The organism is Pedobacter sp. GQ55 (assembly GCF_059758925.1).
Genome location: NZ_JCAXEI010000009.1, coordinates 140,594 through 152,124, shown reverse-complemented (window position 1 = coordinate 152,124; position 11,531 = coordinate 140,594). Strand labels below are relative to the sequence as shown.

Below are 11,531 nucleotides of genomic sequence, written 5' to 3'. Positions count from 1 at the left end.
ATAAAAAAACGAACATGAAAGCAATTAGAATACTGCTTGTAGCCACTGCTATGTCTCAATTTTTTGCTCCGGAAGCAGAAGCGCAGGGTACAAGCTGGAAGATGAGGCCTGTAGAAATCAATACACGATGGGCGAAAGACGTGAAAGTGGACCAGCCTCTTAACGATTATCCAAGGCCACAAATGGAACGCAGCAAATGGGAAAACCTGAATGGATTATGGGAGTATTCTACGACTCCTATGGATGGAACAACGCCAGACAAATTTGAAGGAAAAATTCTGGTGCCTTTTCCGATCGAATCTGCCCTTTCGGGTGTAAAAAAGAAACAAAGCCCTTTTGAGTTGTTGTGGTACAAAAGGAGTGTAACAAAACCGGTAATCAAGGCAGGAGAAAAAGTACTGCTGAATTTTGGCGCTGTAGATTTTGAAGCTACTGTGTTTATCAATGGAAAGGAAGCAGGTAAGCACACGGGTGGGTATCAGAATTTTTCTATTGATGCGACGGATTTGTTGAAGCCGGGCAAGAATGAGCTGGTGGTGAAGGTTTGGGACCCTACGGAAAATGGCCCGAATCCGAAGGGGAAGCAATCACTTACACCAGGGGCGATATGGTACACGGCTAGTAGCGGAATCTGGCAGACGGTGTGGATGGAAGTCGTACCCGAGCAATATGTTGAACGCCTTAAAATTACGCCGAATGTTGATCAATCGAGTGTAACCATAGTTGTGCATTCTAAATCCGATGCGCCAATTACATTGAAAGCTGATGGACACATTGTGACTGGTGTTTCCAATAAACCAATAGTGCTTCCGATAAAAAATGCAAAACTGTGGTCACCGGATGATCCTGTTTTGTATGACTTGGAGGTTATTTTGGGTAAGGATAAGGTGAAGTCATACTTCGGGATGCGGAAGGTCGAGGTGAAGGAGGATGAGAAAGGCATAGAAAGGATTTTCTTGAATGGCAAGTATATCTATAACCTGGGAGTATTGGATCAGGGTTTCTGGCCGGAAGGTTTATACACTGCACCAACTGATGAGGCTTTGGCTTTCGATGTGAAAGCTGCAAAGGCCATGGGATTTAACACAATCAGGAAACACATCAAAATAGAGCCGGCCAGATGGTATTATCACTGTGATAAGCTTGGGATGTTAGTATGGCAGGACATGGTACACCGGGAAAAAAGCATTGAACAGTTTGAAAAAGAAAATGCAAAGAATATGGACCAACTGTACAATTATCCATGTATCACTACCTGGGTACTTTTCAATGAGGGTTGGGGTGCATACGATCAGGAACGTTTGACCAAATGGATGAAAGATTATGATCCGACCAGGTTAGTGAACGGGCATTCGGGTTCTAAAATTGTTGGCGGGGTAGTCGATGCAAAAAGTGCGGAAGAAGTGATCAAAAAGTCCATCAACAGTGATATGACCGACGTGCATTCTTACCCGCCACCTGCAATACCAAATTCCATTCCTGGCAAAGTTAGAGTACTCGGAGAGTTCGGGGGTATTGGCGTTTCGGTAGATGGACATATATGGAATGACCTGAGCATGGGCTGGGGCTATGGAAAGACCGTAAGCATTCCTGTGATGCAGGTTCAATATTCTACTATGACCGATTCACTGGTCAAGTTTGAAAAGAAGGGTTTAAGTGCTTCTATCTATACCCAGCCTTATGATGTGGAATCGGAACAGAATGGTTTTATGACCTATGATCGTGAAGTGATCAAATTGCCGGTTGCTACCATTGCCGAAATCAATAGCCGCTTGTGGCCAGCTACAAAGGGTTATGAACGGTTTGGAAAACAACTTCAGTTTAAATCGGCTGATACTACCTTGTTTAATTACAAAAAAGGCCTAGCTGATTATATATCAGGAAAGCGAAATCCGGTGGCCTTACGGAAATTAGCCATTGCTGCTAATGCTGAAAAAGACAATAAAAATGCAAAGTTGATTGCTGCGGACTACATCAATGGTTTAAAAGATCCTTTTACAGAGTGTGACCTGAACTTCATCAAGATGTTCACCACAAATTTAAATGATCCGGGCCTTAAAATTCTACTTGATAACAATGAAAAGGTCAACGGCATTCTCGGTAAAGATGAGGCGGAACGGCTTGTAACCGCGGTTATGGAACGTGAGCTGATCAGGCCAAAAGTACCAAAACAAGGAGATGCAGATTGGAAAGCTATTACTAAAGACCTGACTGCAAAATATGGTGATTTGGGTACTGAGATCGCTTTTCAGTCTGAAGTATTTGATCATATCGCAAAAAGTAAATGGGATGTCTTGGTTACCAAACTGCCGGAATGGTACAACGGATATGGTAAAAACAGGGCGTGGATAAATGCCAATCCATTGAATGATATTGCCTGGTCGGTATTTGAAGGGACTTCGAATAAAGACCTGCTGAATTTTGCATTGATGCTGAGTAAAAAAAGCATTGACCTGGAACCGGGGGTTCACTGGAGAATGGATACTTATGCGAACTTGTTGCACAAGTCTGGGCGTACACAGGAAGCGATTGAGTGGGAAAGGAAGGCACTGGAGATTGATCCGGGTGTGCAAGAGTATAAGGATGCTTTAGAGAAAATGGAGGCGGGGGCTCCCACCTGGAAGGAATGATGGTTAAACGAGAAGCTCTCGTTTTGGTTATGATGATTTGGTCTGTTGCAGCGTTTGGGCAGGGAATCAAATTTGAAATGGACTTAAGCTGGCAGCAGCTTAAGTCCAAAGCTAAAACTGAAAATAAATATATATTTCTGGATGTGATGGCCACTTGGTGCGGGCCATGCAAGGAAATGGAACGCGAGGTATACACTGAGGCTAAAGTGGGAGAGTTTTTCAATAGTCAGTTTTTATCGGTGAAGGTGCAGACGGATCAGACAGCTTCAGATGACGTAATGGTAAAACAATGGTATGCTGCGGCTAAGGAAATCTCCCAGGCTTATGCAATCAAAACTTTGCCTACTATGGTTTTTCTAACTCCGGACGGTTCGCTTGCACACCAGGTCAGTGGCTTTCTGGATGCAGAAAAGCTGATTGCTGAGGCTAAAAAGACGCTTGATCCTGCGGGGCAGTACGTTGTGTTGCTGGGGCAGTATTTCAAAGGCAAGCGGGATACTGACTTTGTAAATAAGCTGGTTACGGTGACTGAAGGTCTTGGAAGAACGGTCATGGCGGAGAAACTGAAGGGGGTAGATTTTCTGAGCAAGCTGGGTAAGTTGAAGCCTGTTAGGTTGCATTCTAATTTAAGCGGTACGTGGGCGATCAATTATTCGCTGTGTGAGTTTGGAAAGCAGCCGCTCAGCTCGGCTGCAAAAGAACTGGTTGTTAAACAAGATGTTGCCGAGATCAGCATCACCAGGTCGGGTATTGACCAGGAAAAGAAAGCTTATACGTCCGATGAGGTATTGCCTTTTAATGGTAAACAAACTGACATTCCTACCCAGAGCAGTAACCGGTTGAAGAAAGCTATGCTGCTGGATGTGCAGGGAAATGACCTGACGGAGTTTACCGAAATGACTTACCCGGATAACAAATATGAAATAGAGTATACGACGCTGGAGATCTGGAAACTGACAGAAGCAGGGAAACGGTTAACGGTGGAACGGCTAATCCGGCTGAATACGGGTTCAGCGACGCTGAAACTAGTTTATGACAAGATATAGGAACATATAAAATTTAAAAAATGAGAATAAAAACGCAATTATTAGCCGCGATAGTGTTATCAGGAATGACATTTATGGCTTTTACGTATCAGGCAGCGCCGGTTGATTTCAAAGGGAAATGGGTACTGGATATCAGCAAAAGTGAGTTTGGGAATACACCTGCTCCTAAACCGTCGAATTGTTTTATACGGATTGTTCAACAAGATCCCATGATTGTGATTGAAAAGTCGAAGACGGACAGTATGGGTAAGGTCCAGCTGCGTATGGATACTGTGGTTTTCGATGGTAAAGTGAGAAAAATAACTAGCCGAACAGGATCGGTGATTAACAGATCATCGGTTAGGGAATGGTCTGCTGATCAGCAGGTGATGAAGATCATTTCTAAGTTCACGGTAGACAACAACGGGGAGCCTCTAGAATTTACAGGTACAGAGGCATGGTCTGTTAATGATGGCGGTAAGATGCTGACGATTAATACGGAATCGGTATTGCCAGACAGGACAGAGAAGTCGACACTGGTTTATAATAGGGTTGATTAAAAATCAATAGAAAAGCTAACAACACCATAAAAAAACTCTAATGAAAACAGTAAGAAATACCTTACTTATAGCTACTGCCTTGTCCGGATTTTGGACAACATGGGTCAATGCACAACAAAACTGGCAAATGAAGCCGGTGACGATAGAGACCCGGTGGGCTAAGGAAGTTTCACCAAGTAACGCGTTAATAGAATATCCCCGTCCCCAATTGGTTCGTGATAGTTGGATAAACCTAAATGGTTTGTGGGATTATGCTATCACAACAAAAGGCGCTGCACAACCGTCTGCCTGGGAAGGTCAGATTCTAGTGCCATATCCCTTGGAGTCAGCATTAAGCGGTGTAAAGAAGGCACTTCTCCCCCCGCAGAACTTATGGTATAAGCAGTCATTCATTAAACCTGCAATAAAGTCCGGGGAGAAAATTAAATTAAACTTTGGAGCGGTAGATTATGAAGCAATAGTCTTTATAAACGGTATTCAGGTTGGTCGTCATGAAGGCGGTTATACTGAGTTTTCATTTGATATTACACCGCAATTAAAAGAAGGTAATAATGAAATCGTGGTTAAGGTATTTGACCCTTCAGGTGATGGAGTTGGCCCGCACGGCAAGCAGGTGCTGAAGCCTGAGAATATTTATTATACACCTACATCCGGTATCTGGCAAACGGTGTGGATGGAGGTAGTGCCTGCGACACATATTGAGGGTTTGGTGATCACGCCTGATATTGACAAGGGTATCGTCAATGTAACCGTAAATTCAGCTGCTAAAAGTACGGTATCATTGGTAGTTGAGGGGAAAGTGGTAAAAGGTAATACCAACACATTTATAACTGTGCCTGTAAAAAATGTAAAACTGTGGTCGCCTTCTAATCCGTATTTGTATGATTTGGAGGTAACCCTGGGGTCAGATAAAGTAAAGTCCTATTTCGGAATGCGGAAAATTTCCGTTGCCAAAGATAGTAAAGGTGTAGAGCGCATCATGTTGAATAACAAACCTTATTTTAATCTAGGTACCTTAGATCAGGGTTTCTGGCCGGAGGGTTTATATACCGCTCCAACAGATGAAGCATTGGCATTTGACATCAAGGCCATTAAAGCCATGGGTTTTAATACCATCCGTAAACACATTAAGGTAGAGCCAGCCAGATGGTATTATCATGCGGATAAAATCGGTATGCTGGTATGGCAAGATATGGTGAATCCTAATCAAGGCTTGCCTGAAGGTGCTAAAGAGGCTTTTGAAAAAGGTGCGAAAGAAACAATGGCCCAACTGCACAATTATCCTTCAATCACCACCTGGGTGCTGTTTAACGAGGCCTGGGGACAATATGATCAGGAGCGTTTGACTAAATGGATGAAACAGACGGATCCATCGAGAATTGTAAACGGGCATTCCGGTGAGCTGCTGTATGTGAATGAGCAATTGCGGGCGCCAAGGGCTAATCCTTATTTAGGTGCTGATATGACCGATGTACATGCATATCCGGACCCGATGAACAGTTTGAAGGTGCCGGGTAAAGCCCAAGTGGTGGGCGAGTTTGGCGGGATTGGTGTGTTTATTCCGAACCATCAGTGGAATCCGGGATCACAATGGGGATACGTGCAGGAAAAGCCTGCTGGTTTGAAAGCTAAGTATACAATTATGAACCAGCATCTGAAATTGTTTGAGGCTGAAGGAATGAGCGGGTCTATCTATACTCAGCCATTTGACGTAGAAAGTGAGCAGAATGGCCTGATGACTTATGACAGAGAGGTTGTGAAAATCCCTTTTGCGGAATTAAGGAAAATTCATAGCCAGCTAAACCCGGATGTCAATCTTCCTGCATGGCTGGCTGCTGTAAAGGATGTTACCGCCAGGGATGCTGATTTGACGGAGCCTGGACAGATTTACAGTAAATTATTGCAAGAGTATATAGAAGGAAAAAAAGACAAGTCATTTTTAAAGCAATTGATGATGATGGCTGGACAGACCGGAGATAAATCAGGAGTCGCGAGGTTTGGAGCGGAATATATGGGTGCTTTAAAAGAACCTTATAGTTCAGAGGATATCGCCTTTATGGAAAGCATGACCAAGAAAGTAACTGACAAGGGATTTGCAGTTTTACTGGAGCGCTCAAAGACTGATCGAGCAGCGCATGTAAAAGCGATGAATGTGATTTTTGGGGATGTGATTCAGCCTTTTGTGCCGACGCCGCAAGCAAAGCCGGATTGGAGTGAGATTGAAAGTAAAGTGAAGGTTTTTGGTGGGCCGGGTGAGGAAATCTTTTTGCGGGCTAAAGCCATCCATACGATAAACCAGCAGGACTGGCTGGCATTTGTGCCAACGGCAAAAACTTACCTGGAAAAGTATGGAGCTTTTATCCCGGAAAACGAAAAGATGATGTTCCAAAAGGCCATTGAAGAGCACAAATAATTTAACCAGTTTTTATGAATGGGGTGTGTGTTGGGTAATCCAGCCACACTTTTTAAACGCAAACTCAGTTGAACATTATGAAATCCCTAAAACATTACTGCCTCCTTTTGCTGTTATTTGTAATTGTGGGTGTATGCACCAGTTGTAGCCAAAATAACAAAGATCTTGATGCTACCTATGAAATTATTGAGCTCAAAAATATAAACGGCTCATCAGCTAGCTTTTGCTCAAATGGTGCCAGGCTAATGAGCCTTAAAGTACCTGATAAGAGAGGGCAATTTATTGATGTTGTAATTGGATTTGAAAAACCTGGAGACTACGATGAAGCTACAGAACCCTATTTTGGTGCCACTATTGGAAGATATGGGAACCGCATTGCGAAAGGAAATTTTGAATTGGATGGCAAGCCTTATCAGCTAACCATCAACAATGGTCTAAATACGCTTCATGGTGGTAAAACAGGATTTCAATATCAAAAATGGAGTTTGGATAAAGTCAATGATTCCACATTGGTTTGTAATCTAAATTCAAAAGATGGAGACAATGGTTTTCCAGGTGAATTGTGCAGTAAGGTTACATATACCCTCACAAATGGTAACGCGCTGATCATTGAGTACGAAGCCATTACCAACAGGCCAACAATTGTAAACCTGACCAATCATGCGTTTTTTAACCTGAACGGATCTGGCAGCATTTTGGACCATTCATTAATGATCAATGCGAACCAATATACACCAGTAGATTCTACCCTCATTCCGACAGGAGAACTGGCACTAGTAAAAGGAACGCCGTTTGATTTCAGAATTTCAGATCGGATTGGAAACAGGATCAATACGAAAAATGATCAACTGCGATATGGAAAAGGTTATGACCACAACTATGTTTTGAATCAAAGTAAGATCATGCCAGCCGCAATGGTGTATGGGGACAGGTCTGGAATTGTATTGAGTGTTTATACTACCGAACCTGGATTACAATTCTACTCCGGAAATTTTATGCAGGGTAAGAATCAGCTTCGAAATGGCCCGGATAAATTCAGGACAGCATTTTGCCTGGAAACACAGCATTTCCCTGATTCACCAAACCATCCAAATTTTCCATCGACTGTTTTGAGACCTGGTGAAATTTATACCTCAAAAACTGTTTATGCTTTTTCCGTTGACAGATAGACACATTGATATGGAAAAGGAATTAGTGCAGGTACAGAATGTTCCGGATTACGTGCAGGTTTTAAAAGAGCTGGTGGGTCTAGTGGATAAACATTATCATAAACAACGAAGCCCTAAATTTTATGCAAATGCCCTGTCAATGAAGACAGAGGTTTTAAATAAGCATTGCATGCGGATTTTACGGAAGTCGGTTTATGAACTTGTTCAGGATAAGGTTCATAAGGAAGCGATACTATTACTGGTATATACTGACTGGCCGATCAAACGAATTTCGTATGAGATTGGTTGTAGCGACCCAGGATATTTTAACCGCTGCTTTAAAAAGAAAACAGGGTATTCACCAAAGAAATACAGGCTATCTGGTTTAGGAATAGAATATTTCGAGAAAACAGATAGGTGACGGTTATGAAAAGCTTTGCTATAAGTAGAGGTTCGAATATTAGGTTAGTAATTCCGCCATGCCCGGATAGGCTGGCGGTTTTCAAAAAGGCCAAATGTGAAAAACTATTGCCCGATAAGTCCCCGTTCAGGGAGTTAAGGCGCTTTAATTTCGCCTCATTAACAAAAACTTATTATTTCTATGGACAGTAATTTTTTACAAAATGCCTCATTTAAAGATTTTGAGAATCCGATCGGGCAGCACATTTACCAAAAAGCTAAACAATTCGGCGAGTACATTGACAACTGGAGTAGCCGGGGACATTGGAACTACAGGCAGGTATGTTTGAACGGTGCATTACCAGAAGTTGAACTGGAGTTGCCGGGTAACCCTAACAAAACTTTTGTTGCCACTGTGTTTAACGATTACCTGGGACTCAGCCAGCACGCTGAAGTTATTGCTGCGGCGATTGCCGGAATGCAAAAATACGGTGTAGGATCAACAGCAAGTCCGGCTATTGGTGGCCATATGGATTTCCACAGGGAAATTGAAGAGACGATTGCTGGCTTTTTTAACCGTAAAGCGGCTATGCTGTTTACAACTGGTTATACCGCTAATAGTGCTACCATGCAGGCTTTATTTAAAAAGGAAGATTTGGCATTGGTTGATGCCGGCGTACACTCAAGTATGATTGAAGGGGTAAAGTACACCACAAATGTTAAGACCTTTCTGCACAACAACATGGAACACCTGGAACGGATGCTGAAGACCAATCAGGGAAAGTACAGGAGTATTGTAGTGGTGATAGACGGGGTTTATAGTCAACCGGCAGATCTGGCACCATTGGATCAGATCGTTAAGCTGTGCAAACAATACGGCGCATTTTTAGCCATGGACGATGCGCATGGTATAGGAGTGATTGGTGAAACAGGTCGAGGTGTAATTGAACTGCACGATGCCTATAAAGATGTGGATATCATTACCGGAACATTTAGCAAAACCTTCGGCCATTTAGGCGGCTATGTAGTAGCGGAGCCTGAAATTATAGAATACCTGAAATTCCAGGCAGCGCAACATATATTTTCTGTGGCACCTACACCAGCTTCGATTTGCGTAGTGAGAAGTATTGAACTAATTGACGAAGAGCCATGGCGTAAAGTAAAGCTTTGGGACAACATCAATTATCTGAAAAAGGGATTACATGATCTGCGGTTGAATACTGAAAACAGTGCAAGTGCAATAGTACCGGTAATTATAGGCAGACCGGGTCAGAATGCGGAGGTGTGTAAGTGGTTGCTGGATGCGGGTATATATGCGAATCAGATTGGTTATCCTGCAGTGAGCCTTAAACAGGCCCGGATCCGCATGAGTATAACGGCCGCGCATACCATTGAACATATGGACAGGATATTGAACGCCTGGGAATGGGTGAAGACAAAAGCGAATATTAAAAATTTTGAATAGATAATTATGGCTACACCACGACTGAGGATCAGGAACAGAAATAAGGATGCTACCATAAAGCAGTTTATTGATGCTGTTGGCGAAATCCTCAGGGAGGAAGGTTATAACGGGTTAAAAGTAAACAGGATTGCCCGGCATACGGGGAAAGACAAGACTTTGATCGCCCGTTACTTTACTGACCTTGCTGGCCTGCAGCGTGCTTACATCGAGGAGAAGGATTACTGGATCCCCATCTTTGAGCGTTTTGTGCTTACCGACGTGGATGGCGTAGCCGAGATCAAAGAGACTTTTGTGACGTTGATGCAGGAGAATTTTGATTTCTTCAGCAGCAATTCCGAGATGCAAAATATCATCTTGTGGCAGATCAGCGAGGAAAATGAACTGATGACCGAGATCTCTAATGCTAGAGAGGAACACGGTGAACGGTTATTCCGGCTAACAGATCCGACTTTTGAGGGTTCAGACGTGAACTTCAGGGCTGTGATTGGTCTGCTGCTTGGTGGTATTTATTACATGGTACTCCATGCGGAAAGCAATAAGAGTAAGGTGTGCGGGATTGATTTGAATATGGAATGCGATAAGCTTGAGATCTTAAAAACTATTGAACAAGTGATTACATGGGCCTGTGAAAGGGCCGATCCTAACGAAAAACTTAATCAAGCCAGATATATGATGAATTACCAATTTGAGTTGCTTGAAGTATATGCAGCGCAAATATCAGCGAGAACAGATGTGGCAGAGGCTAACGCTCCCGATGCCATGATGATCAATGAAACCAAAAAACTAAGCCGGAACATACCTAACCATGTGACAGGTCTGAGTAATGATACTCAGATTAATTCGTACATGAAAATGTGTATGACAAAGCTTACTGAGGTTTCAGATATCCTGTTCATCCACGAGCGGAAATTTAATCCTGACGCCGATCTGGTAGTTGATCTGATGATGTCGTTGTTTAAGATGTTTGGTGATAGTGTACCGGATGGGATTATTTTACCTAAGTTATTTTGTAAGCGGGAGTTTAACCGGATTATTTATGATAAATGGCAGCTGATTAAAAAGGTGCTGGAGAAATCAAAAATTGACCCTTTTATCATTGATATCGTTTATTTGCCCTTTCAGAATTTTAGTAACCCGGACCATGACATCAGGTGGTGCGATTATAAGTACTTGAAGATTTATGCGTCGCATCTGGAATCGGAATTGTCTGACCGGTTAGTGAATGATGGGACGGTTCTGGATCTGTTAATTGGCATTGGAATGAATCATTCGCGATTTGTATTTCATTATACGAAGCTGATAATGAAATCGTGCGAGCACATGACTATGTTAAACCGGTCGAAAGTGTTGCTAAAAGCGCAGACGACAGTTGGCCAGACTTGCAGCCGAACTAACCTGAGTTTTGATCCGAGTAGAAATCCCATTGTTGAAGACCTTAATCGCTGGATTGATATGGAATTGAAAAGAAGCCTGAATTTACCTGATGGTTTTGAGGAGGAGAACCCCTTGAGTTTAGTGACGAATTTAACTGCCGGGCAGCTTTCGTTTTGGCAGAAGTTACAATATGATCATGGGATTTATGATGAGACCACCCTGGATCTGTTTTCGGAGAAGATATCGCATAATTTTAAGTTGCGTGGTGGTGCGAGACCTTCGGTTTCGAGTGTTAAATCGAAGCTGTATGCGAAGATTGAAGTTAATTACAAACCCCTGGAGGAGAAGTTAGAGAAGATGCTGGATGAAGTTAGGTTGTATGGTAATTAATTGCTTTTGGTTTTTTCGGTTTATGAGTTGGCTTCATTTGTCCTCAAGAGGGCTAAAGCCGTTTGAATGGTGGTGCTGGGTTGGATTTCCCGGTGCCACTTTTGTGTTTAATGCGTGTTTTTTTTTG

8 protein-coding genes are annotated in these 11,531 nt (G+C 42.8%); all 8 read left to right on the top strand.

Translation table 11 applies throughout. From position 1 onward, the window contains the following. Window positions 1–14 precede the first annotated feature (14 nt). The 8 genes from AC6CH7_RS20905 (at window position 15) to AC6CH7_RS20870 (ending at window position 11,404) form a co-directional block, all read left to right on the top strand. On the top strand, window positions 15–2,630 hold the full coding sequence (locus tag AC6CH7_RS20905) for a glycoside hydrolase family 2 protein (protein WP_498264573.1): 2,616 nt from the start codon (window positions 15–17) through the stop codon (window positions 2,628–2,630). Beyond that, window positions 2,627–3,676 carry a thioredoxin family protein gene (locus AC6CH7_RS20900; RefSeq protein WP_498264572.1) on the top strand — a complete coding sequence of 350 codons (1,050 nt, stop codon included), beginning with the start codon at window positions 2,627–2,629 and terminating at the stop codon, window positions 3,674–3,676. The genes AC6CH7_RS20905 and AC6CH7_RS20900 overlap by 4 nt, the downstream gene beginning before the upstream one ends. Window positions 3,677–3,696: 20 nt before the next feature. Further along, complete coding sequence (locus AC6CH7_RS20895) at window positions 3,697–4,215, top strand: hypothetical protein (RefSeq protein ID WP_498264571.1); 519 nt, start codon at window positions 3,697–3,699, stop codon at window positions 4,213–4,215. A 40-nt stretch (window positions 4,216–4,255) separates the two neighbouring features. Next, a complete protein-coding gene (locus AC6CH7_RS20890) occupies window positions 4,256–6,628 on the top strand; it encodes a glycoside hydrolase family 2 protein (RefSeq protein ID WP_498264570.1) in 2,373 nt (790 codons plus the stop codon). Window positions 6,629–6,705: 77 nt separating this feature from the next. Then, a complete protein-coding gene (locus AC6CH7_RS20885) occupies window positions 6,706–7,797 on the top strand; it encodes an aldose epimerase family protein (RefSeq protein ID WP_498264569.1) in 1,092 nt (363 codons plus the stop codon). 10 nt (window positions 7,798–7,807) lie between these two features. Then, window positions 7,808–8,197: a helix-turn-helix domain-containing protein gene (locus AC6CH7_RS20880; RefSeq protein WP_498264568.1), complete on the top strand. Its 390-nt coding sequence runs from the start codon at window positions 7,808–7,810 to the stop codon at window positions 8,195–8,197. Window positions 8,198–8,377: 180 nt separating this feature from the next. Beyond that, the gene (locus AC6CH7_RS20875) at window positions 8,378–9,640 is read left to right on the top strand and encodes an aminotransferase class I/II-fold pyridoxal phosphate-dependent enzyme (RefSeq protein WP_498264567.1); all 1,263 of its coding nucleotides are present in this window, start codon (window positions 8,378–8,380) and stop codon (window positions 9,638–9,640) included. A 6-nt stretch (window positions 9,641–9,646) separates the two neighbouring features. Beyond that, window positions 9,647–11,404 (top strand): TetR/AcrR family transcriptional regulator, encoded by a 1,758-nt coding sequence (locus AC6CH7_RS20870; protein WP_498264566.1) that lies wholly within the window; start codon window positions 9,647–9,649, stop codon window positions 11,402–11,404. Window positions 11,405–11,531: the final 127 nt, after the last annotated feature.

What these genes read in the sequence shown, in the direction of transcription:
- AC6CH7_RS20895 (WP_498264571.1), top strand. Translation starts at nt 3,697, where the DNA reads ATGAGAATAAAAACGCAATTATTAGCCGCGATAGTGTTATCAGGAATG.
- AC6CH7_RS20885 (WP_498264569.1), top strand. Translation starts at nt 6,706, where the DNA reads ATGAAATCCCTAAAACATTACTGCCTCCTTTTGCTGTTATTTGTAATT.
- AC6CH7_RS20890 (WP_498264570.1), top strand. Translation starts at nt 4,256, where the DNA reads ATGAAAACAGTAAGAAATACCTTACTTATAGCTACTGCCTTGTCCGGA.
- AC6CH7_RS20870 (WP_498264566.1), top strand. Translation starts at nt 9,647, where the DNA reads ATGGCTACACCACGACTGAGGATCAGGAACAGAAATAAGGATGCTACC.
- AC6CH7_RS20905 (WP_498264573.1), top strand. Translation starts at nt 15, where the DNA reads ATGAAAGCAATTAGAATACTGCTTGTAGCCACTGCTATGTCTCAATTT.
- AC6CH7_RS20900 (WP_498264572.1), top strand. Translation starts at nt 2,627, where the DNA reads ATGATGGTTAAACGAGAAGCTCTCGTTTTGGTTATGATGATTTGGTCT.
- AC6CH7_RS20880 (WP_498264568.1), top strand. Translation starts at nt 7,808, where the DNA reads ATGGAAAAGGAATTAGTGCAGGTACAGAATGTTCCGGATTACGTGCAG.
- AC6CH7_RS20875 (WP_498264567.1), top strand. Translation starts at nt 8,378, where the DNA reads ATGGACAGTAATTTTTTACAAAATGCCTCATTTAAAGATTTTGAGAAT.